19 protein-coding genes are annotated in these 22,611 nt (G+C 71.2%); 9 read left to right on the top strand and 10 right to left on the bottom strand.

Features of this window, described 5'->3' with window-relative positions:
- Positions 1–186 precede the first annotated feature (186 nt).
- Together AB0J80_RS35015 and AB0J80_RS35010 are read right to left on the bottom strand one after the other, a co-directional pair.
- A complete protein-coding gene (locus AB0J80_RS35015) occupies positions 187–1,146 on the bottom strand; it encodes a hypothetical protein (protein WP_364713700.1) in 960 nt (319 codons plus the stop codon).
- 388 nt (positions 1,147–1,534) lie between these two features.
- The gene (locus AB0J80_RS35010; RefSeq protein ID WP_364713698.1) at positions 1,535–2,371 is read right to left on the bottom strand and encodes a putative protein N(5)-glutamine methyltransferase; all 837 of its coding nucleotides are present in this window, start codon (positions 2,369–2,371) and stop codon (positions 1,535–1,537) included.
- A gap of 730 nt (positions 2,372–3,101) precedes the next feature.
- On the opposite strand from AB0J80_RS35010, the gene AB0J80_RS35005 reads away from it, so the two are divergent.
- The 3 genes from AB0J80_RS35005 to AB0J80_RS34995 all read left to right on the top strand — a co-directional run bounded on the left by AB0J80_RS35005 (position 3,102) and on the right by AB0J80_RS34995 (position 7,328).
- The gene (locus AB0J80_RS35005; RefSeq protein WP_364713710.1) at positions 3,102–3,890 is read left to right on the top strand and encodes a ComEA family DNA-binding protein; all 789 of its coding nucleotides are present in this window, start codon (positions 3,102–3,104) and stop codon (positions 3,888–3,890) included.
- Positions 3,887–6,265 carry a ComEC/Rec2 family competence protein gene (locus AB0J80_RS35000; RefSeq protein ID WP_364713696.1) on the top strand — a complete coding sequence of 793 codons (2,379 nt, stop codon included), beginning with the start codon at positions 3,887–3,889 and terminating at the stop codon, positions 6,263–6,265. The genes AB0J80_RS35005 and AB0J80_RS35000 overlap by 4 nt, the downstream gene beginning before the upstream one ends.
- Before the next feature lie 280 nt (positions 6,266–6,545).
- On the top strand, positions 6,546–7,328 hold the full coding sequence (locus AB0J80_RS34995; protein ID WP_364713694.1) for an NAD(P)H-binding protein: 783 nt from the start codon (positions 6,546–6,548) through the stop codon (positions 7,326–7,328).
- Here the strand turns inward: AB0J80_RS34995 and AB0J80_RS34990 are convergent.
- From AB0J80_RS34990 to rpsT, 4 genes are all read right to left on the bottom strand, one after another.
- Complete coding sequence (locus tag AB0J80_RS34990; protein WP_364713692.1) at positions 7,295–7,810, bottom strand: LAGLIDADG family homing endonuclease; 516 nt, start codon at positions 7,808–7,810, stop codon at positions 7,295–7,297. The genes AB0J80_RS34995 and AB0J80_RS34990 overlap by 34 nt on opposite strands.
- 24 nt (positions 7,811–7,834) lie before the next feature.
- Positions 7,835–8,881, bottom strand: a complete 1,047-nt coding sequence (locus AB0J80_RS34985; RefSeq protein ID WP_364713712.1) for a hypothetical protein — start codon at positions 8,879–8,881, stop codon at positions 7,835–7,837.
- Positions 8,878–9,861, bottom strand: coding sequence for a DNA polymerase III subunit delta (gene holA, locus AB0J80_RS34980; RefSeq protein ID WP_364713708.1), 984 nt, complete (start codon positions 9,859–9,861; stop codon positions 8,878–8,880). The genes AB0J80_RS34985 and holA overlap by 4 nt, the downstream gene beginning before the upstream one ends.
- A gap of 546 nt (positions 9,862–10,407) precedes the next feature.
- On the bottom strand, positions 10,408–10,674 hold the full coding sequence (gene rpsT / locus AB0J80_RS34975; RefSeq protein ID WP_071810155.1) for a 30S ribosomal protein S20: 267 nt from the start codon (positions 10,672–10,674) through the stop codon (positions 10,408–10,410).
- Between the two features lie 556 nt (positions 10,675–11,230).
- On the opposite strand from rpsT, the gene AB0J80_RS34970 reads away from it, so the two are divergent.
- Positions 11,231–12,130 (top strand): phytanoyl-CoA dioxygenase family protein, encoded by a 900-nt coding sequence (locus AB0J80_RS34970; RefSeq protein WP_364713690.1) that lies wholly within the window; start codon positions 11,231–11,233, stop codon positions 12,128–12,130.
- A 19-nt stretch (positions 12,131–12,149) separates the two neighbouring features.
- Here AB0J80_RS34970 and AB0J80_RS34965 read toward each other — a convergent pair whose 3' ends face one another.
- A complete protein-coding gene (locus AB0J80_RS34965) occupies positions 12,150–13,106 on the bottom strand; it encodes a phosphotransferase (RefSeq protein ID WP_364713688.1) in 957 nt (318 codons plus the stop codon).
- Between the two features lie 53 nt (positions 13,107–13,159).
- Between AB0J80_RS34965 and AB0J80_RS34960 the strand changes: the two genes are divergently transcribed.
- The 5 genes from AB0J80_RS34960 to AB0J80_RS34940 all read left to right on the top strand — a co-directional run bounded on the left by AB0J80_RS34960 (position 13,160) and on the right by AB0J80_RS34940 (position 18,947).
- Positions 13,160–13,693: a DUF4240 domain-containing protein gene (locus AB0J80_RS34960; protein ID WP_364713686.1), complete on the top strand. Its 534-nt coding sequence runs from the start codon at positions 13,160–13,162 to the stop codon at positions 13,691–13,693.
- Between the two features lie 104 nt (positions 13,694–13,797).
- Positions 13,798–14,727, top strand: coding sequence for a transcription elongation factor (locus AB0J80_RS34955; RefSeq protein ID WP_364713684.1), 930 nt, complete (start codon positions 13,798–13,800; stop codon positions 14,725–14,727).
- Positions 14,728–15,083: 356 nt separating this feature from the next.
- Positions 15,084–16,961 (top strand): translation elongation factor 4, encoded by a 1,878-nt coding sequence (gene lepA / locus AB0J80_RS34950; protein WP_364713682.1) that lies wholly within the window; start codon positions 15,084–15,086, stop codon positions 16,959–16,961.
- Positions 16,962–17,703: 742 nt separating this feature from the next.
- Positions 17,704–17,982: a GlsB/YeaQ/YmgE family stress response membrane protein gene (locus AB0J80_RS34945; protein WP_364713680.1), complete on the top strand. Its 279-nt coding sequence runs from the start codon at positions 17,704–17,706 to the stop codon at positions 17,980–17,982.
- Between the two features lie 377 nt (positions 17,983–18,359).
- A complete protein-coding gene (locus tag AB0J80_RS34940) occupies positions 18,360–18,947 on the top strand; it encodes a 2'-5' RNA ligase family protein (RefSeq protein WP_364713678.1) in 588 nt (195 codons plus the stop codon).
- A gap of 209 nt (positions 18,948–19,156) precedes the next feature.
- On the opposite strand, the gene AB0J80_RS34935 is transcribed toward AB0J80_RS34940, so the two are convergent.
- From AB0J80_RS34935 to AB0J80_RS34925, 3 genes are all read right to left on the bottom strand, one after another.
- On the bottom strand, positions 19,157–20,788 hold the full coding sequence (locus AB0J80_RS34935) for a PAS domain S-box protein (RefSeq protein WP_364713676.1): 1,632 nt from the start codon (positions 20,786–20,788) through the stop codon (positions 19,157–19,159).
- A gap of 137 nt (positions 20,789–20,925) precedes the next feature.
- Complete coding sequence (locus tag AB0J80_RS34930) at positions 20,926–21,771, bottom strand: hypothetical protein (RefSeq protein ID WP_364713674.1); 846 nt, start codon at positions 21,769–21,771, stop codon at positions 20,926–20,928.
- Between the two features lie 43 nt (positions 21,772–21,814).
- Positions 21,815–22,585, bottom strand: coding sequence for an enoyl-CoA hydratase-related protein (locus AB0J80_RS34925; RefSeq protein WP_364713672.1), 771 nt, complete (start codon positions 22,583–22,585; stop codon positions 21,815–21,817).
- Between the last annotated feature and the right edge of the window lie 26 nt (positions 22,586–22,611).

The raw sequence follows: 22,611 nt of genomic DNA, 5'->3' as shown, positions 1-22,611 counted from the left end.
CGCGACAACGAGTCCCACTCGGCATCAGTCAGCTCATAGCGGCGGATCACGCGTCAGATGATGTCAGCCGGTGATCGTTTGAAGACACTGCCTAGGGGTGGGGGTATGGCCCATCGCTAGCTGGGCTTTCCGCTCAGGCCCTTGCTCGCCGCGACTTTGCGGTTCGGGCTGTTACCTGCCTGCCCGCTAGGGCTCGGGTGGCCAGGCGTCTCCGCGCCAGCGCTCGGGGAGCAGGTTCTGTGCGGTCAGGTGAGGGCTGACGTCGTCCCAGGGGCGCACCGTGTCGCCGTACTGCACCTCGTCGGCCTTCGGAAGCAGCGCGGCGCTGTTGTCCGGCCACACCGCCCGGGTGCGCCCGTCGTCGGTGATCAGCAGCTCGGCTGCGAGCGGCAGGCGCTCCGCCTGGCGTGCGTACCCCCACGAGGCGAGGACGGCCTCGGCCCGCCGGACGCAGATCCAATACGGTGAGCCCGGGTCGGCCTGGTACGGCACTGTCCGGCCACGCTCGTCGGACACGTACGCCATCGGGGTGATCGCCCGCGGTGACCGCAGGAAAGCCGCCTCGGCCTGGGCGAACAGCTCCGGAAGCCGATCGCTGCCGTCGGCCGTGACCAACAACGTCCCCCGCTCCGGTGCGAACGCGACCGGCCTGCCACCGACCTGCTCATCGAGCCCGGCCAGCCAGCCGTCGAGCAGCAGATGCGACGTCCAGTACGAGTCGCCGTCGTCCACGAACTGCACGACGACCGGCTCCTCGGCCATCCCGACCAGCTTGGCGCCCGACAGGTTCGCCCGCGCCGCGGCGAATACCTCGTCGTCGGTGACACCCCAGCCGTGTTCCGCGTTGACGTACGTCATGGTGTCCGGCTGGTCCACCACGACGTACTCGGCCAGGAACGGCAGCACCGGACGGCTGAGCGGCGTCGAGACGTCGGCAGGCGGCGTGACACCACGCAGGACGGGACGTAGCAGCGGCCGCGCCTCCGCCCAGGTGGCGGGAAGGCCGGTAGCCCGCAGCAGCCCGGCGACGAACTGGCCGACCTGCCCCCGGCGCACCTCCTCGAGCCGCAGCACGCTGGGCTCATCGTCACCGGGACGCGTGAACCGCACCGAGAAGGACCCCGAGTGGTACCGGGCATCGTGCATGCCGGCCCGTCGCAGCCGCCTGATGACCTGGCTGGCCAGCCGCGCCCGGGCAACCCTCCGAAACAAGCCCACGGCGCTCGTGCCCTCCCCGCGTATCGGTGGGGCGCCGACCTTATCTCCTCGATCGGGCGGCTGTCACGACCGTCCTGCCCTGCCGGACGCGGACCTGACCGGTCGGACGGCGATCGTGGCGTGTGGCTGTGCCGGCCGCGGTCGGCTGGGGGTGGTCACGGTCCCAGCGCGGCAAGCGCGGCTCGCGTCGCTTGTCTTCCTGGCGCGGCTGGCGTCGCTGGTCTTCCTGGCGCTGCTCCTGTCCCTAGCGCTGCTCCTGTCCCTGGCGCGGCTCGTGTCGCCGGCGCGGCTGCGGACTGCTCTCGGTGGTCGGACGTCATGGGTGTTCGCCGCGCGGGCTGGTGGCTGTCACCACCGTGGCCTCCAGGTCCTCGTCGGTGTGGACTCTCGCGTGCAGGCCGGCGGCGCATACCGCATCCGTCGCCGCTGCTGCCTGGTCGGCGGTGATCTCGGAGAGCAACAGCCCGCCAGGGGCCAGCCATGCTCCCGCCGCGCAGACGACGGCCCGGAAGACGTCGAGCCCGTCGTCGCCGCCGTCGAGGGCGGTGAGCGGCTCGTGCAGCCGTGCCTCGGCGGGAAGGAAGGGGATGTGACGCGTCGCGACGTACGGCACGTTGGCGAGCAGAACCTCGACCCGACCGCGAAGGTGCCCCGGCAGCGCGCCGAAGAGATCACCTTCGTGGACGTTCGCGCCGAGGTTGTCGCGAGCGCAGGCGACGGCGGCGGGGTCACTGTCCGCGGCATGGAGCTCGATCGCGGGTACGCGATGACGCACGGCCATACCGAGGGCGCCAGAACCACAACAGAGGTCGACGACGACGTGTGCCCTCGCCTCAGCGGCCCCATCGAGCTGCGCATCCCGTGCCCGCCCTCCGGTCAAGTGCCTGCTCGCCAGGTCAACGAGGAGCTCGCTGCGGACCCGCGGGACGAAGACCCCCGGGCGGAGGCGGACCCGGACGTCGCAGAAGTCCGCGTACCCGACCACCTGCTCGAGGGGCTCGCCGCCGGTCCGGCGCCGCACCAGGTCCCACAGCGTCTCGGCGTCCGCCGCGGCTTCACCGAGCACCGCGGCCTCGTCCTCGGCGAACACGCAGCCCGCGGCCCGTAGCCGCCCGATCGCCTCGGCCAGGTCATCGTCCCGCACGAATCTCATCAAGCTCCCGTTATCCACAATGCGCCGTCGTCCACAGGCGGCCGAGCGGCCGAGCACCGCCGAACCCTACGTTGCCGGAGTGCGCCAGGAGAGCAACCCCGAAGATGCCGTACGCGTCAGGCTGGAATCCGTCCTGACCCCGCCGGCTTCGTCACCCGTCGTGTCTCCCATGCCGGCCGCCTCCGCGACAAGGGGTTATCCGGCGGGATCGCCGTGGGCCACGCCGCCGTCGGTAACCGCCACGGACGAGCAGAGCGCCGCGTCCGTGGTGCCGAGGCCGGGCTGGCCTCCGGCCGGAGGGCCACCGCTGAACTGGGCGGATGTCGTCCCAGGATGGTCGGACGCCATCCCCGGATGGCCCCACGACGTCCCGGGCTGGCCGGACGACATCACTCTCCCCGCCGATTCCGCACCCCAGGCTCCGCGCCCGCCGACCCATCCGGCGCCGGACGCCTCGCCCGCAAGCGATCAACACCCGGCCGACCGGGCGCCGAGGAATTCCCATAGCTGGCACCGAAAGACATCGGAGTCGCAGTCCGGCCCGCCGCCGGCATCGTCGGTGGGGCGGATCGGCCTGCAGAACGGCTTGCCGGAATGGTCGGTGGGGCAGATCGGGCTGCAGAACGGCTTGCCGGAATCGTCAGTGGGACAGATCGGGCCGCAGAACGGCTTGCCGCCGGATCCGTCGGTTCCGCAGTACGACTTGCCGCCGGACGTCGCGCCGGAGAACGTGCCGGCCCCGCCGCTCGACCTCGCATACCGGCCGGCCTGGACGGCGCCCGAGGAGCACTCCCGCCGCCCGCAAGGTCCGGAACCGCCACTGACCGGAGCCGGCGCCTTCGACAGCCGAACCACCACACGATGGGGTCTCTTCGACCCGGGGCGGCGCGGCGTCAAGGCCCTCGCAGCCGTCGCGCTCGTCGTGGTGTTCGTCGCCGCGGTCATCGCTTGGCGTTCCCGGCCCCGGGTCGACCCGGTGGCGAGCCCTGTCTCCACCGCCGACGCGTTCGACGGCAGCCCGACGACGAACGCCGGCGGACCGGCGGGGAACGCGGGAGGGGTACGGCCTCCGGTGGCCTCCGGACCACCCGAGGTCGTCGTCGCGGTCGGCGGCAAGGTGCGCAAGCCGGGACTCGTTGAGCTCAGCCCGGGCGCGAGGGTCGCCGACGCGCTGCAGGCCGCGGGCGGCGCCGCTCCCGGCGTGGACGTCGCACCCCTCAACCTCGCTCGCAAGGTCGTCGACGGCGAGCTCATCATGGTCGGGGTCACCCTGCCGCCGGGAAGCGCGCCCACCGCGCCGGCGGGTGCTTCCGGGCCCGCGGCCGGTGGACTGGTCAACCTCAACACCGCGACCCTCGCGGACCTCGACACGCTGCCGGGTGTCGGCCCGGTGCTGGCCCAACGGATCCTCGACGCCCGCGAGGCCCAGGGCGGCTTCAAGGCCGTCAGCGACCTGCGCAAGGTGGACGGCATCGGCGCCGCGCGCTACGAGCAGCTCAAGGACCTGGTGACGGTATGAGGCCGCCGGATCTGCGACTTGCCGGGTTTGCTGTCGCTGCGTGGTTGGCCGCGCTCGCCGCTCTGCACTCGTCGTTCCGCACGGGCCTGACCGTCGGGGTCACCGCCTTCGCGGCGGCGGCCGCCGCGCCGGCGATCAGTCACCGGTCGTCGCCGCTCCGTCGAACCATGATGCGCCTGAGGGGAGGTCGCCACCCGGGGAGAGGGCCGTGGCGGTGGGTGCTCGCGTCCGTCCTGCTCGGCGCCGGCTGCGGAGCCGTCGCCACGGCGGCGCGCGTCAATGTCCGGGAAGCCGGTCCGCTGGCTGCCCTCGTCGACTCCGGTTCGACCGTACGGGTACAGCTGATCGTGCGGGACGATCCACGGGCGATGCACGGCTCGCCGGGTCTTCCGCCCACTTACCTCGTACCCGTGGATCTGAAGGCCGTGCAGCCGGAGGACGCCCCCTCCATGCGGCTGTCGGCGCGGGCGCTGGTCCTCGGCGCGGATCCGGCCTGGCGGTCGTTGTTGCCGGGGCAGCGGGCCTCCGCCACCGGGAAGCTGCTCAAGCCCCGCGGCGGTGATCTGCGCGCCGCCGTGGTGTCCGTCAAGGACCCGCCACGGCTGGAGGGCCGGTCGTCGTGGGCGCAACGGGCGGCCGGCGCGCTGCGGGCGGGACTGCAGCGGGCCTGTGCGCCGCTGCCCGACGATGTCGGCGGGCTGCTGCCCGGCCTGGTGGCCGGGGACACGAGCAGGATGGATCCGTCGCTCGAGGAGGACTTCCGTGCCACCGGCATGACGCATCTCAACGCGGTCAGCGGTGCCAACGTGGCGATCATCCTGGGGGTCGTTCTCTATCTCGTACGGTGGGCACGCGCCGGACCGGTCCTCACAGCGCTCGTCTGCGCGGTCGCGTTGGTCGGGTTCGTCATCCTTGCCCGGCCGTCGCCGAGCGTCGTGCGGGCCGCCGCGATGGGTGCGATCGGGCTCGTCGGGCTCGCTGCCGGGCGGCCGCAGGCGGCGGTGCCGGCGTTGGCGGCCGGGGTGGCGGTGCTGATCCTCATCGACCCGGAGTTGGCGGCCGACGCCGGGTTCGCCCTGTCGGTGCTGGCGACGAGCGGGCTGCTGCTCCTGGCGCCGCACTGGCGTGACGCGTTGTGCCGTCGGGGGTGGCCGGCGCCGGCCGCCGAGGCGCTGGCCGTACCAGCCGCGGCGCAGGTCGCGTGCGGACCTGTGGTCGCGGCGATCTCGGGCTCGGTGAGCCTGGTGGCCGTGCCGGCAAACCTGCTCGTGGTGCCGGCCATCGCCCCGGCCACTCTGCTGGGGGTGTCGGCCGCAGTACTCTCGCCGATCTGGCCGGGGGCCGCGGAGTTCGCCGCGTGGACGGCACAGTGGCCCGCGCGGTGGCTCGTGGCCGTCGCGACGTACGGGGCGCGGGTGCCGGCCGGGGCGGTGCCTTGGCCGGCCGGGCTTACCGGGGCGCTGTTGCTGGCGGCGCTCACCATCGCGCTGCTCGTTGCGGCGCGCAGACCGGTGGTGCGGCGGCTGGTCGCGGTCGTGGCGGCTGGGGCGGTGCTCGGTGCTCTGCCCGTACGGTTGCTGGCGTCGGGATGGCCGCCACCGCGCTGGATCGTCGTGACCTGTGCGGTCGGACAGGGTGACGCGGTCGTGCTGCCGGCGGGGCCGGGGCGTGCTGTCGTGATCGACGCCGGGCCGGAGCCGGATCCGGTCGACCGGTGCCTGCGGCGGCTGGGAGTACGGAAAGTGCTGCTCTTCGTCGTCAGCCACTTCCACATCGACCACATCGGCGGCGTGGCGGGTGTGTTCCGGGGGCGCTCGGTAGCCGGAGTGATCGTCCCGGACTGGCCCGACCCGCCGGGTGGACGTGCCGCCGTGGCCGCTCAGGCCCGTGCTGCCCGGGCACCGTTGGCAGTCGCCGCCCCCGGATGGACGTACGCGACGGGCGGGCTGGCGCTGACCGTCATCGGGCCGTTCGAACCGCTGCACGGCACCAACTCCGATCCCAACAACAACTCGTTGGTCGTGCGCGCCCGGCTGCAGGGGACGACCGTGCTGTTGCCGGGCGATGCGGAGACGGAGGAGCAACAGGAACTGCTCAACCACCTGGGCCCGCGGGAGGTACGCGCGGACGTGCTCAAGGTGGCGCATCACGGCAGCCCGTACCAACTGCCGGAGTTCGTCGATGCGGTGGACCCGGCGGTCGCACTGGTGTCGGTCGGGCGCGACAACGACTACGGGCATCCGAACGCGTCGCTGCTCGGGCGGTTGCGGCGGGGCGGAGCCCGGGTGCTGCGGACGGACGAGGGAGGGGATCTCGCGGCCGTGCGCACCGGAACGGGCCTGGCCGTCGTGGCCCGCGGTGACGCGCCGCCCTGAGAGGCGACCGGGGGATGACGCGCCGCCCTGAGATGAGACGGGAGGTGACGCGCCGCCCTGAGTGCGACAGGGGATGACGCGCCGCCATGAGAAGCGGCGGGGGATGACGCGCCGCCATGAGAAGCGGCGGGGTGAGCCGCCGCCCTGGAACCCGGCGGGGTGACTGGCGGCCGTGAGAAGCGGCGGGATGACGCGCCGCCCGGACACCGGACGGCGAGCTGTCACGTTCCGGCCGGGTGGCTCGTCCCTGGTCCGACGGTCTTTCGAGAGGAGCTGGACGATGAAGGTCGCGATCGCCGGGGGTACCGGACTCACCGGGCGTCACGTCGGCGAGGTGCTGGGCGCCGCGGGGCACGAGGTGGTGGTGCTGGCTCGGGGACGGGGGGTCGACCTGCTCACCGGGGCCGGGCTCGACGCCGCGCTCGAGGGGGTGGAGGTCACCGTCGACGTCAGCAATGTGACCTCGATGAAGCGGGAGGTGGCTGTCGGGTTCTTCGAGCGAGCCGGGCGGAACCTGATGGCTGCGGCGGGCCGGGCCGGGGTTCGGCATCACGTGGCGCTGTCGATCGTGGGGATCGATCGGGTCCGTACCGGCTACTACCAGGGCAAGCTGCGTCAGGAGGAGATCGTTCGCGGCGGTGGGGTGCCGTGGAGCGTGCTGCGGGCGACGCAGTTCCACGAGTTCGCCGGGCAGCTGCTGGAGCGGCTTCCCGGGCCGGTCGCGTTCGTGCCCCGGATGAGGGTGCAGCCGATCGCGGTGCGGGAGGTGGCCGAGGCCCTGGTCGCGCTCGCCGTGGGGGAGCCGCAGGGGATGGCGGGTGATCTGGCCGGACCGCGAGTGGAGTCGCTGGTGGACATGGCGCGGCGGGTCGTGGCGGCCGGGCGGGCTCGGCGGCGGCCGGTGCTGCCGCTGTGGGTGCCGGGTCCGATGGGCAGCGGTGGGCTGCTGCCGACCGGGCCGGGGCCTCGGGGGGTGCAGACGTTCGACGAGTGGCTGGCGGAGGGCGGCGCCGAGGGGCCGGGCCGGGATCAGGGGAGGGGGAGGGCCCTTCGATCCAGGTAGCGTTTCTCCGCTTCACGCGCGCAGGGCCGGCAGCGCCGGTACCTCTTCTCCTGGCCGTTGCGGCGTTCGGTACGCCACACTGTGTTGGCCTCGTTGACCTCGTGCCCGTTCTTGCAGACGTCGTCGCGCCGCAGGTGGGCGCCGACTCCGGGGCTGCCGGCGATGTGGTCGAGGACCTCGCGGGCGCGGGCGGCGCGACGGTCGCCGAACCAGGGGAGCAGCGCCTCAAGAACCTCTTTGACCCGGGCGTGACCACTGAGCCGCCACTGGTACTGGATCTTGTGGCGAGGGTTGCCGCTGCTGTTCCTGCGGGAGGTGATGCCGTTGCAGGGCACCAGCGCCTGGACGCGGTCCAGCACGTCCCGGTCGGTCATGACGATCGAAAGCCTGGTGAGGCCGTTCTTGCCGATCTCCATGCAGCCCTCCCCCTCGAAGAGGCCGGCGAGCCAGGCGATCTCGACCTCACGTAGCGGAAGAGTCACCTGCACATCCCTGAGGGCGGACCGTCACTCGTAACGCCGGGCAGCCGACTGCCGGGCGCGCTGGTGCTGGTCGTCGAGGCTGGCAGGGTGCTGCGGGGTGGTGCGCGGGCCGTTCACGTCGCCGAGGAACCGGCCGGTGTCCGGATGGGCGTCATCGTCGCCGCCCGCCCACCACGGGCGGGGTTCCGTGGTCTGACCGGCTTCGGCGCCGACCGGCAGGCCGGTAGCGGGATTCGCCTGGACGTCGCCGGGCCGGCCGGCGACAGGGCTCGCCGCGAAGTCGGAACCCAAGCTCGCCGCCGGGCTCGCTTGTGAGTCGGAACGCCGGCCCACGGCCGGGCGCGCCGGGAAGTCCGGGCGTCGGCCCGGCGCCGGGCTTGCCGGGGAGTCGGAACGCCCGCCCAGCCCTGGGCTCGCCGGAGGATCGACACGCCCGCCCAGCCTTGGGCTCGCCGGAGGATCGACACGCCCGCCCAGCCTTGGGCTCGCCGGAGGATCGACACGCCCGCCCAGCCTTGGGCTCGCCGGAGGATCGAAGCGCCCGCCCAACGCCGGGCTCGCCGGGGGTTCGAAACGCGGGCTCACGGTCGGACCGGGTCCGGCGTCGGGGAACCGCTGCACCGATGCCGGGCGCAGAGAAGGCGCCGGTCCCGGCTGGGCGATCACCGAAGGCGGCAGCCGGACGGTCTCCGCGCCCGGCCCGCTCTCGCCGGCCGGGAAGCCGCTCAAGGGACCGCCGGCGGTGAACCGGCTGCCCGTGAGGCTGGTCATTGCCGCCTGCGCTCCCGCGAACTGCGCCCGGTCCGCTCTCACCAGGGGCCGGGTCAACGCGCCCGCCACCACGTCGTTGAGCTTGACCATCACGGCGACCGTCACCGGGAGCACCAGCACGCCCCACCAGCTCACCAGCTCCGCCAGCGCCAGCAGGATGCCGAGCGCCACGGCGCCCTCGAGGAAGACGAAGCAGAGGAACCCGCTGGGTGCCAGATACTGCAGGCCGAGCATGCGCGCGTAGAGCGGCTGCCTCCGCACCTCGTCTCGGGACAGCCCGGCGCGACGGGACCGCGTCACCGGGCACCCCCGGACTGCCGCGCCCGGGCCACCGCGAACACGGCCTGCTCCAGCGCGTATCCCCGGTCCTCCGCGCCGCCCTTCACCGCGGCGTTGCAGTCGGCGGCCGCCCGCATCGCGTCGACCAGGCCCTCCGGCGACCATCCGCGGCTGCGCTCCTGCGCTTTCTGGATCTTCCACGCGGGCATGCCGAGCGAGCTGGCCATCTGGTAGGGGTTGCCGCGTCCGGCGGAGGCCACCCGGGCGACCGTGCGCACACCGTCGGCGATGGCGTCGGCGATCGGCACCGGGTCGACGCCCACGTGCAGTGCCCAGCGCAGCGCCTCCAGAGCTCCCGGAACGTCGCCGACCATAGCCGCGTCGGCCACGGCGAACCCGCTGACCTCAGCGCGTCCTTTGTAGTAGCGAGCCACCACGGCGGCGTTGATCCTGCCGTCGGTGTCGGCGAGCAGCTGGGAGCACGCCGCCGCGATCTCGCGCAGATCGGTGCCGACTGCCTGCAGCAGCGCGGAAGCGGCGGCCTCGTCACACCGCCCGCCGTGGCGCCGGAACTCGTCGCGCACGAACGCGATCCGCTCCCGGTCACCCTTGAGCTTCACCGCCGGCACCACGCTCGCTCCGGCGGACTTCAACCCGTCGGCGAACGCCTTGCCCTTCGCCGCCCCGAGATGCGCGACGATGAGCGTCACCTCAGGATCGGGACTCTTCGCGTAGGCCAGCAACGCCGCGGCAAGATCTTTCCGCGCGTCCTGCCCGCCGCGGACCACCAGCACGCGCCGGCCGCCGAACAGCGAAGGGCTGAGCATCTCGGCCACCTCGCCGGCCGTCAGCTGACCCGCCTCGTACTCCCGGACGTCAGCACCGGGATCCTGCTCCCGCGCCGCCTCCACCGTGGCGGCGATCGCCCGGGCGGCAAGCAGCTCCTCGTCACCGAGAACGAGGATGACGGGGGCCGGAGGTGCGCTGTTCACGCCCAGAATCTTTGCACGACGGTCCGACAGTTCCGCCAGCCTCACTCCTGTGCGCAGGCGTCTGATCATCGAACGCGAAAGCAGACATATCGGTAGCTCACCATGCCCGCCGCGTGCGGAACCGCCTCGATCAGGCGGGACGATCACCCGGAGCGAGGGACGTGATCCGACGCACATGCCGACCGATAGCCGGGGGTCGAACCAAACACAAGGCCTAACTCGGGCGTGTCGGGTCTTTGTTTTTTCCGGTACGGGCACAGCCGAGGCGCTGGGACACACGGCCCGGCACCTGCCGTCCCGGCCTGGTCGCGCCAGCATCCGGGCTGATCCGGGAGGCCGGCGAGAGGCGGGAGCCGCGACGCGACCGGCGGATCAGGGCGCCGTCGTCGGTCACCCACAAATGAGACGAGCGCGGCATTGGCCTCACGCCCACCGGCTCCGCGGCCGGGGTCTGGAGACGACTCAGGCACCGCTGAACCCGAGGGGTCCGGCGGTGCCCGGAGTGTGGTGCATGGCTCGATCGCGCGGCGAGGCGCGACCGTGGCCGGTCCGCGATCAGGCAGACAGCGAGGCGACCCGCTTGGCGATGGCCGACTTGCGGTTCGCCGCCTGGTTCTTGTGGATGACGCCCTTGCTCACGGCCTTGTCGAGCTGGCGCGAGGCGTCACGCAGCAGCGCGGTGGCCGTCTCGGTGTTGCCGGCCTCGCTCGCCTCGTTCAGCTTGCGGATCACGGTCTTCAGCGACGACTTGACCGACTTGTTGCGCAGCCGGGCCTTCTCGTTCTGCCGGTTGCGCTTGATCTGGGACTTGATGTTCGCCACGCGACAGCCTTGTCCTGACTAGTTCGGATGATGTACTCGGACGGTGGCGACCGCAGCAAGAAGCAGCGCGTCACCACACGCGACGAACCAATGTATCAGGCCTGATACGGCCACCCAAATCGAGCGGCCGGCACCCGGGTCATCCGCCCAGCGTGCAAGCCCCGCAGCCACGCCGCCACCGGGAGCGCTCGGCCCTGCGGGGCATGACTACGTCCGGGGTGGGCGCGACGACATCGACCCGACCACCGCTCGGCGGACCGCCGGCGCCGACGCGCTCGTCCGGTGACGGCCGCCGGAATCTTCCTTCCGGGCATCCCGTGCCCCGGCCGCCACTTTACTCGGGCATTACCGGCGTCGATCACAGAATGGGGAAGTCGATTCCCGGAGTCAATAGATGCTCGTCGTATTAGATGAATTCCTCACTACCTGCCGTGCTCGGTCGATCGCGCGGCGAGGTACTCGGAATCCGTCGACGCGACGATGCAACGGCGCACCCCGGAATCGGCGTCTACAGAAGTGCAGGCTCATCCCGCCCAACCGGAATCGAGTGGATCGCGTGCTGACAGATGCCCAACCCCTGACGCTGAGCGGATACGAACCGCTCACCCCTGAACAGCGCACCGAATTCCTCGAGCGCGGTGTCGTCCTCGTCCGTGGCGCGCTCAGCGAGGACCATCGGCAACGCCTCGAGTCCGCGGTCGACCGCGTGTACGCCGAGGAGCAGGCAGCCGGCCGCGTACGCGACGACGGCGTCCTGCATCTGCTGGGATTCCTGCCCCGTGACGAGCAGTTCGGCGAGCTGCTCACCCATCCGACCGTCTTCCCGTACCTGTGGGGTGTCGCGGGCTGGAACATCTACAGCCACCACAACCACCTGGACGTCACGCCGCCCGCCCGGAGTGCGGAGGCGCCGTCGTGGGGATGGCATCAGGACGGTTATCGGCAGAATTCGGACCCGGAGACCCTGGATCCGACCCAGCCGCGTCCCATGCTGTCGCTGAAAGTGGGATACGTCCTGTCGGATCTGTCGCGCACCGGCCGGGGCGCGACGAAAGTGATTCCGGGCAGCCACTTGCGCAACACCCTGGAACGGCCCGCGGACAATACCGATCCTTTCAACGCCGTGGAGATAACGGCCGAACCCGGCGACGCCTTCATCTTCGACCGGCGGCTCTGGCATTCGCGTTCTCCGAACATGAGTGCCGTGACTCGCAAGATGCTGTTCGTGGGATACACGTACAGGTGGATCCGGCCCCTCGACGACATGCCGATCGACCGCACGAGCGCGTGGTGGCACAACCGCACGCCGGTGCAGCGGCAGCTTCTCGGCGAATCACCCGACACGATCAACTACTGGGGCGTGAAATGGAACGGCTATGTGGACGAGGACATCCCGCTGCGCCGTGAGTTGCGCGAGCGCGGACTCCTGGACCGCTCGATCCCCTGGTTGCGCTGACGCCGGCCCGGCGCCCTGCTCACACCTTCCAGCCCCGCCGTGACGCAAGCCACGCCAGCGCCTGTTCCCCGCTGAAGCGCTGATGCTGCCGGCTGTGCGGCGAGGCGCTGCTCGGCCCGCCCGCCGCGCGCGTCAGCCAGTAGCCGCCCATCGCCGCCAGCACCCCGTCCACCCCTGCGTCCGGCGCTCCCCAGGGCTCGAGCAGAAGATCGACGTCGAGCCCGCTGGCGTACGCCGTGACCAGCAGGGTCACCGTGTCGAACCACGGTGCGCCGAGGCATGGCCAGGTCCAGTCGCAGAGCCAGCCGTGGCCGTACCCATCGATCATGGTGTTGTCCATCCGCAGGTCGCCGTGGAGCATGCCGGTCCCGGCGACCAGCGGAGGCAGCCCCCGCTCGAGCTCGGCCAAGTCGTCGAGGCGCGCCCCGACCCACCGCGGACCCGGAGGTAGTGGCGCGCGTCCGGCCGCGATCTCCGACCACCAGGACAGCTCCGCGCGCACGATGTCGCTCATCCGCGGCAGCCCGGACATCGGCGAAGCGGCCAAGGCGTCGGCGGCTACCCGCCATGATTGCAGCACCGCAGTCAGCTCCGCGGGCCGCCACGGAAGCGACGGAACCCGGCCGTCGACCGCGTCGAGACACAGCACGAAGTGGTCCGCCGCGATCAGCGTCCAGCGCAGGCGCGGCGCCGGAACCTCCGGCGGCAGCACAGCTGTGACGGCCGCCTCACGCGCGTACGCGTCGGCATTGGGGTCGTTCAGCGGGGCCGCCTTGAGAAAGGCGCGCCGCCCGGCCGGCATCTCGACGACGCCCGCGAAAGCCCTGGTGAAGCCCCCGCCCGCGGTTGTCGACGCGGTCACACGGGCACCCAGCCGGTCCTCGATCGCCGCCCGCAGGGCCAACGGCAAATCATCCCAATCCGGACGTACGGCGGTAGCGCCGTAGGCGACCTCGGGCAGCGATACCGGACGCATGCCCCCATCCTGCCTCCCCGGTTTTGTCGTACCCGACTGGCAGGCTGTCCCCCATGAGAACGGACGACTTCTGGGCGGTCATCGACCGGGCCACCGCCGACCGGCCGGGTTCGCCCGACGAGGTGGCCAAGCGCGCCACAGCCGAGCTGGCCGCCCTCGACCCCGCCGAGATCGAGGCCTGGGGCCGCCACCTCGACAAGGTGATGGCCGCCTCCGGCAAGGAAGACCTGTGGGCCGCGGCCTACCTGATCAACGGCGGCTGCTCGGACGACGGCTTCGACCACTTCCGAGGCTGGCTGATCGCCAACGGCCGCGACACTCTGGCCCGAGCGGTCCGCGACCCCGACTCCCTCGCCGACCTCCCCGCCGTCCGAGCAGCAGCCACGACCGGCGCCGTCTTCGAGGCCGAGGAGGTGCTGACGATCGCAGACGAGGCCTATCGGGAGGCGACCGGACAGGAGCTGCCCTCCCGCGACGCGTCTCCCGGCCGCCCGGACCCGTCGATGCTCTGGGACTTCGACGACGAGGAGGAGATGCAGCGCCGCCTGCCCCGCCTGTCCTCCCTGTTCCTGGAGCCGCCCGACTAGGCCGCCGGCACCCGTCGTCCCGGCTTGCCGCCGGCAGCATGGGCACGCCCACACGGCGGGATATCGGGTCGAGCCGGGAAGTGAGCGACGGACAGGGTGGTGACATGAGCGTTCACGACCGAAGCGACGACCCAGCGTTTCCCCAGGCCGCCGTCATCGCGGTGAGCTGCAACGACGCCTACTCCTTCAGCAAACCCAACCGTGCGGCCATCGAGCTCGTCCCCGGCCTCGGCGTACGGGACGACATCCACGCGGGCGTCACCGTCAGGCACCGCAGCCGAGTCGCCGCCGACCCGATGCAACCGAACCTCCGCCAGGTCCACCTCATCCAGTCCGAACTGCACGACGAGGTGAGCGGCGTGGGCTACGACGTCCCGTCAGGCGGTCTCGGCGAGAACGTGACAACGTCCGGCCTGGACCTGCTCGGCCTCCCGTGCGGAACAATCCTCCGCTTCGGCCTCCCGCAACCGGCCCCCACTCCCGACCCCGTCACCAGCAGCGCCCCACCATCCGCGGGTGAGCAGCCGCTCCCCGGTGACAAGCAGCCGACCGTCGATGGTGTGCAGTCGTCGCCGGCCGGTGGGCAGGCGCCCTTTGGTGGTGTGCAGTCGTCGCCCGATGGTGGCCAGCCGGCTTTTGTCGGCGGCTCGGGTGCGGCTCCCAGGACCGTCGCGGCATCCTCCGGCGGGCCGTGGGACGTCGTTGCTGCCGCTCAACGCGCGTCGCTCGACGACGCTACTGCTGAGGCGGTGGCGGCCCTTCGTGCGGTGATCGAGGCCGAGGCTGCACGGAGCGACGCGGCCGATCCGCGGCCCGCTGTCGTGATCACCGGTCTGCGCAATCCGTGCCAGCAGATCAACCGCTTCCGTCCCGGCTTGCTGAAGGAGGTGCTCGGCAAGGACGCCCAAGGAAACCTCGTGCGCAGAGCCGGGGTCATGGCCGTCGTCCTGCAGGGCGGGACCGTCCGGCCCGGCGACCCGATAACCGTGGACCTCCCGACCGCAGTCCCGCACCGCGCGCTCGACCGCGTCTGACCCTTGGCGGCGCCTCCCTCAACCGGCGCCGCAAGCCCGGGTAGCTGTGCGCCTACCTCAACCTGGGCATGGGCGTGGGCAGGGGCTGTTCCGGCTTCAGCCGACCGGGCTCACCCGGCTCCGCCGGCTGACGTCGGCGCCCCTTCGGGTCCAGGCGTAGCAGGGATCGTGCCGGGCTGCCGGCACCGCCTGCGTGCTCGGGTCGCGGTGGCTCGGTGCGCCTGGCAAGGGGGCTGAGGCGCCCCGGCATCGGGTCTTGTCCGAGGTGGGTTCGCGGCGTGGGACGATAGGGGGGCCGGACTTCGTGCCGGTTGCCAGTTCGGCAGGTCAGACCTGATTGAGAAGAACGGACGAACGTGCCTGGACCGCTCGACCCCGGCGTGAACATCATCGGAGCGACCGATCCGGGTCGTATCCGCAACTTCTGCATCATCGCTCACATCGACCATGGCAAGTCCACGCTGGCCGACCGGATGCTGCAGATCACGGGCGTGGTCGACCCTCGGCAGATGCGGGCTCAGTATCTCGACCGGATGGACATCGAGCGTGAGCGTGGCATCACGATCAAGAGCCAGGCCGTGCGGATGCCCTGGGTCGTGCGGGACGGCGAGCAGAAGGGTGAGTCCGCCGTCCTGAACATGATCGACACGCCGGGGCACGTCGACTTCACGTACGAGGTGTCCCGGAGCCTTGCCGCGTGTGAGGGGGCGATCCTCCTCGTCGACGCCGCGCAGGGGATCGAGGCGCAGACTCTGGCCAACCTGTATCTGGCCATGGAGAACGATCTGCACATCATTCCCGTACTGAACAAGATTGATCTTCCGGCCGCTCAGCCGGAGAAGTACGCGGAAGAGCTCGCCAAGCTCATCGGCGTGGAGCCCGGTGACGTGCTGAAGGTGTCCGGCAAGACCGGGGCCGGGGTGGAGCATCTGCTGGACGAGATCGTCCGCCAGTTCCAGCCGCCGGTGGGTGACGCCGACGCGCCTGCGCGGGCGATGATCTTCGACTCCGTGTACGACGTCTACCGGGGTGTGGTCACCTACGTCCGAGTGGTGGACGGGCGGATCGAGGCCCGGGACCGGATCAAGATGATGTCGACCGGGGCGGTGCACGAGCTGCTCGAGATCGGGGTCGTCTCGCCGGAGATGGAGAAGGCCGGTGCCCTCGGGGTCGGGGAGGTCGGATACCTGATCACCGGCGTGAAGGACGTGCGGCAGTCGCGGGTCGGCGACACCGTGACCGGCAACGGGCGGCCCGCGAAGGAGGCGCTCGGCGGGTACAAGGACCCGAAGCCGATGGTCTATTCGGGGTTGTACCCGATCGACGGCTCCGACTACCCGGCGCTGCGGGACGCGCTCGACAAGCTGAAGCTCAACGACGCCGCGCTCACCTACGAGCCGGAGACGTCCGCGGCGCTCGGGTTCGGGTTCCGGTGCGGGTTCCTCGGGCTGCTGCACCTGGAGATCATCGGTGAGCGGCTGGAACGCGAGTTCAACCTCGACCTGATCTCGACCGCGCCCAACGTGGTCTACCAGGTGATCACCGAGGACATGCAGGAGCACGTCGTCACCAACCCCAGCGAGTTCCCGGCGGGCAAGATCGCCGAGATTCACGAGCCGATGGTCAGGGCCACGGTCCTGGTTCCCAACGAGTACGTGGGCGCGGTCATGGAGCTGTGCCAGAGCCGCCGCGGCAACCTGCTCGGCATGGAGTACCTGTCCGCCGAGCGGGTCGAACTGCGGTACACGCTGCCGCTCGCGGAGATCATCTTCGACTTCTTCGACCAGCTGAAGAGCAAGACCAAGGGGTACGCGTCCCTCGACTACGAACCCACGGGTGAGCAGGTCGCCGACCTCGTGAAGGTGGACATCCTCCTGCACGGCGAACCGGTCGACGCGTTCAGCGCGATCGTGCACAAGGACAAGGCCTACACCTACGGCGTCTCGATGGCGTCCAAGCTGCAGAAACTCATCCCCCGGCAGCAGTTCGAGGTGCCGATCCAGGCCGCGATCGGCAGCCGGATCATCGCCCGCGAGACGATCCGGGCCATCCGCAAGGACGTGCTCGCCAAGTGCTACGGCGGTGACATCAGCCGCAAGCGCAAGCTGCTCGAGAAGCAGAAGGAAGGCAAGAAGCGCATGAAGATGGTCGGTCGCGTCGAGGTGCCACAGGAGGCCTTCATCGCCGCGCTGTCGACCTCCGACGCCCCGGACAACAAGGGCGCCAAGAAGTGACCCGAGGCACCTGAGCGAACCGGGCGGGCGTGGCTCGCGGACAGCGGTGAGATGGCGGCGGCTCGCGGACCAGGTCCGGGGCCGCCGTCGTCGTCGCTGAACGCGACCGCCGGGACGCGGTAGCCGGTGGGAGTTGGAGCGGCCTGCGGAACAAGGTGGGCTCCGGGAGATCGGTGCGCTGCGACACGGTTGGCCTGCGGGAATGGGTGCGCCTGCCGGAGCTGGGGTGCGCCTACGGGAGAAGGTTGGCCGGCGGGTATTCAGTGCGCTTGCGGGCCCGCGGGAGTGGGCGTGCCGGCGGAAGGGGTCGGCTGGCGGGAGTTGGGCGCCTGCGAGACGGGGTCGGCCGGCAGGAGTTGAGTGTGGCCTGCGGGACGTGGCCGGTTGGCAAGAGTTGAGTGGGGCCAACGGGACGTGGCCAGCCAGCACGAGTCAGTGCGGTCTGCGGGATGTGGGCCGGCCGGGATGAGCCGTTGGGCGAGGGCTCGCGCGGCGTGGCCGGCCGGCGTAAGGCCTCGCGGTGGCCCGCCGGCGCGGCCCCTCGGGGCCGAATCTGGATCTCTGGGGTGGCGCCTCCGGGACCTTGGGCAAGGGCCTGAGCTGGGCTTTTGTGCCGCGCCGGGCGGTGGCGGGGAGATCGGCTGAGAGGTTCCTGCCAATTCTCGGTTTGGTTTTTCGAGGTGTCGGGAACTCTGCGGTTCGACGGACGCAACGAATAGCTCCACCCCCGAGGAGGATCTCCATGACTGTCACCGGCATCATCACCGCGCTCATCGTCGGTCTCATCATCGGCGCCCTGGGTCGCCTGGTCGTACCGGGCAAGCAGAACATTCCGATCTGGCTGACGATGGTCATCGGTGTCGTCGCCGCGCTGCTGGGTACGGTCATCGCCCGCGCCGTCGGCCTCGCCGACACCGACGGGCTGGACTGGACCGAGCTGCTGTTCCAGGTCGTGCTGGCCGCGATCGGTGTGGCGCTGGTCGCCGGCATCGGCGGTCGCCGCGGCTACAGCCGCCGCTAACCTGCCCTTGAGGCGAGAAACGCCGGATCCCGCGAGGGGTCCGGCGTTTTCGCCTTTTCAACGAGACCCTTTTTACGGCAGACCTTTATAAGTACGGCCACACAAGAGTCCCGTGGCGCACCCCCGGCCCAGGAACCGGTCCAGGCCGTTGCGGACCGCCGGGCGGACGACGTCGGCCGGTCCAACCGCATGCGAACCGCCGGCTGGGCGGTGGGGAACCGGCGGCTGGGCGTATGCGGACCGGCGGGCCGGGCGGACTCGGGCTCGCGCGAACGCGCTCGTTGGTGCCGGAGCCTCGGCTCGGAGGCGGCGTCCTGGACCGGTGGCGGCATGGAACCCGGTAGCGCGTTGCCTTCGCTGTTCGGGATTATCCAGCGGTGTCCCATGATGACGAACCGCAACGCTACCGAGCCGGGCAGACCGCTTTGCTGGCAACCGTGAACGAGGTCGAGCCGGTGGTCGGGCGTTGGCGTCGGCGCTTCGACTCGTCTGCCTCGGCCGGGGTTCCCGCCCATGTCACGGTGCTCTTTCCGTTTCTGGACAACGACCGCATCACCGATACGGTCGTGGGTGACCTCAGGAGCCTGATCGGCGCGCGTCGTTCCTTCGCGGTCCGGTTCGGGGAGTGCCGACGCTTTCCCGACGTGCTCTACCTTGCTCCGGTGCCGGACCAGCCGTTTCGTGCTCTTACCGAAGAGATAGCGAAGCGATGGCCGGAGGCGCCGCCCTACGAGGGACAGTTCACCGAGGTCATCCCGCATCTGACCGTCGCTCATGGCCAACCGCCCCGCATCTACGACGAGGTGGAGGCGGCGCTGGCCGACCAACTACCCACCACAGCAACGATCTCTTCGATCAGCCTGTTCGTCAGCGACGGCCACCGCTGGGAACGCCACATGGAGTTCCCCATGCTCGGACAACGTCCCGTCCCGGGCACCAGCAACCGACCGACCCACAAACCCTGACAACTGCTCTACCGGAAAACCGGCCCGCCGGGCCGGGCGGCCGGCTCGCCGCCCCGGTCGACGGGCACCCGGCGACGGCCGGTCCGGTCGGGCCGTCTTCAGCCCGGCGGTCCGCAACGGCTGGGACGGACCGCTTCGGCCGGGGGTGTGTCACGGGACTTCGCTGTGTCCGTACTTATAAGAGCTGTGTCCGTGCTTATAGAACCGCATCAATAGCGGAACTTGTGCTGGGCGCTTCGGCGGTTGACCCAGGCGGGCAGGGCGTCGACGTGCTCGATGTGGGGGATCTGTTCGACCGGGTCGTGGGCCTGCGTCACGTCGCGCATCGTCACGACGATGCCTTGGACGAGGCGGTCGCTGCGGAGGTCTCGGTATGTTGCCTCGACCAGGACCTGGGTGTCGTCCGGGCGGCGGAGTGCGCAGTAGAGGATGCCGTCGCCTTCTTCGCGGAGGGCTCGGCGGACCTGGCTGCTGTCGTCGGGGTGGACGAGGTCCGTGAGGGTGGTGAAGGGGGCGAGCTCGTCCTGGCCGATGAGTTCGCGCAGGGCCGGGCTTGCGTAGCGGATGACCTGGTCTTCGTCGATCACGAGCATGATGTCCGCCGTGTTGCGGATCACCGCGCGCAGGTAGAGGTCGCTGTCGCGGCGGCCGACGGCGTCGACCAGGGAGATGCGGTCCAGGGCCAGGGCTGCCTGGCCGGCGAGGACTTCGAGGGCGTCGCGGCTGGTGGTGAGAACCTCGCGGTTGCCTTCCAGGACCAGGGCGCCGCCGTTGGGGCGGGCCACGGCCAGGGGTTCCAGCCAGAGTGGGCAGACCAGGGTGCCGTCGGCGGGTGGGGGGAGCCACCAGCTGCGGGGGCGGGTGCCGGGTGTGGTCGGCGGTACGGTTTCGAGGGTGAGCTGGCGGTCGTCGGTGGCGAAGTGGACTCGGGTGAGGTCGTTCGCGGGCAGGAGTTTCGCGACCGCCGCGCGGACCGCCGCGTCGACGGCCTGGGCGTCGGGGGCGGCGACCAGGGCGGCGCTGGCCTCGCGGAGGGCCCGTTCGCGGACCAGGGCGTGGCTGTTCAGGGTGACGGAGTCGGCGAGGCGGGTGATCGTCAGCACGAGGGTGAGGGCGGACGTCACCGCGATCACCACGCCGTCGGTGACCGTGCCGGAGACCGCCTCGGTGAGCAGGACCAGCGGCGGTGTGGCGACGGAGATGCCGAGCAGCGCCGCCCAGCGGCCTTCCCACGGGGTCGGGTGTGTCGGGACGGCGGTGGTGAGGCGGGTCATCGAGGGGTGCATGGCGGCGCTGCCCCAGGCCAGGTAGAGGATCGTGTAGCCGAGCTCCGTGTACCAGGCCGGGTGCAGGCCGTAGGCGATGTCGCTGGCCAGCATGCCGGCCGCGCCCGCGCAGAGGAGTGCGGCGGACCAGTTGAACCAGGCGGCTGCGATCAGCCGGCCGGCGACGCCGAGGAGCAGGAGGTCGCCGATCACGTCGGCCGCCGAGATGGATCCGATCCGGCCGGTGCCGCCGATCATGAAGACCCAGACCACGAGCAGGCCGGCGCAGGCGGCGGCCAGCAGGTCGATGAGCCGGGCGCGGTTCATGAGCAGGGCGCCCCCGCGGGTGAACTGCAGCAGCGCCAGCGCCACGAAGACGAACATGGTCAGGTAGCAGACATCGGCCACGCTGCGCTCGTCGAGCGCGTACAGGACGTCGCCGGTGGCGAGGCAGGCGACCGATGCGGCGAGCAGGAGCCACGGTGCGACGCGGGCGGGGCGGTGCCGGTTCACTCCGAAAGCGATGGCTCCGACGCTCGCGGCTCCCAACAGGATCCATTCCAGGGCTTGGAGCACGAATAACTAGTACCAGCACGGTCGCTGTCTGTCCATGTCGATGTATACGCAGCGCTATGACCAGGAGTGGTGTGCCCGATCGCGCGGCGGGCCGCGACCGAACGTGAATGTGAGACGGAATCGCCGAACGTCGCAGGTCAGCGGAACACTTCGGCGACGACCGCCGCGTTGCCGACGCTACGGTCGCCGGTTACGGGCTGCCACTTTCCGTCAGGGGCGGTCCATTCGCGGTCGGCGAACCGTACCCGTTCGAGTCCGGTGCTCTTGGCGTGCGCCACGAGCCAGTGGGCGTACCGCCAGCCGGCGTTCGCGTCCTGGACCGTCATGGTGAGGTCGGCCACCCGGTCCGCGTCCACTCCCCAGTCGAGCGCGAAACCCTGCGCGAGGGCCTTGGCCGCGGCGGCTCCCCGCAGCGCCGGCTCGCCGCTGACGGTGCACTCGACGGCGCTCGTCGCCCGCCCGGTCAGCGCGCGGGCGAGCACTTCGGACTCGTCGGCCCACTTCTCGTAGGCGTTCGGGTACGCCGACCGCTGCACCTTTTGCGCGGCGTCGGTCACCCGCATCTTCTTCCAGCCCTTGACCTTCTTCAGGGCCACGTAGAACTTCTCCGCCGCATACCGGGGGTCCTGGATCTGCTCCGGCGAGCCCCAGCCCTGGCTGGGCCGCTGCTGGAACAGGCCGACGGAGTCGCGGTCGCCGTTGTCGAGGTTCTCCAGCTTGGACTCCTGCAGCGCGGTGGCCAGCGCCACGACGACCGCGCGCTCCGGCATCTTGCGCCGCACGCCCACCGCCGAGATCGTCGCCGCGTTCGCCATCTGGACGGCGTCGAGGGTGACCTCGCCGTCGGCGCGCACGGTGCACTCCGGACCCAGGTGGGGCAGCTTGATGCCGCCGCTGAACGAGCTGGTGACGAAGAAGAGGCCGACAGCGCCGAGAAGAACGACCACCGCGATCACCGCGACCGGCTTCCGCTTCACCCTCACCCTCCCCGTCGTACGCCAAGCCTAGACAACGAGCGCCCGTCCCTCAGGTCACCGGCACCCAGCTCGCCGGGCGCTTCTCCCGGAACGCCGCCACACCCTCACGACCCTCGGCGGACTTGAAGTATGCCGCCGACCGGGCGGAGAGGTCGGCGAGATCCGCGCGGATCGACTCGGCCGGCGGACGCCGCAGCAGCTGTTTGGTGCCGGCCAGGGCGAGCGGCCCGCCCTTCACCAGCGAGCCGGTGTACGCGCTGACGGCCGCGTCCAGCTCCTCGGCCTCGACCGCCGCCGTGACCAGGCCGATCTGCGCGGCCCGGGCCCCGTCGAACACGTCACCGGTCAGATAGAGCTCGGCGGCGGCCCGGGGCGCCAGCCTCGGCAGCACCGTGGCACTGATCACAGCCGGGATCACACCGAGCCGCACCTCGGAGAAGGCAAACGTGGCGTCGCGCACACAGACCGCGAGGTCGGCGGCGGCGATCAGGCCCAGCCCGCCGGCACGCGCGGGGCCGGCCACCCGCGCCACGACGGGCTTCGGGAACTCCCAGATGGCGGCGAGCACGTCGGCGAGCAGCTCGGCCGGCACCCGGCCGTTCTCCCGCGCCTCGGCGGTCTCCTTGAGGTCGGCGCCCGAGCAGAACACCGGGCCGGCATGGGACAGCACCACCGCCCGGACGGTGGCGTCGGTCAGGGCCGCCCCGAGGGCGTCGAGGAGCTCGCGCATGAGCGGCGTGGAGAGTGCGTTGCGGTTGGCGGGACTGTCCAGCGTGAGGGTGGCCACGCCGGCGGCGGTGACGGTACGGACCAGAGCCATGCCGGAACCCTAACGGGGCCGGTGCA

The organism is Actinoplanes sp. NPDC049548, from assembly GCF_040676695.1.
GTDB lineage: Bacteria > Actinomycetota > Actinomycetes > Mycobacteriales > Micromonosporaceae > Actinoplanes.
The sequence above is the reverse complement of the archived record's forward strand: the minus strand, read 5'-3'. Positions and strand labels throughout refer to the sequence as shown.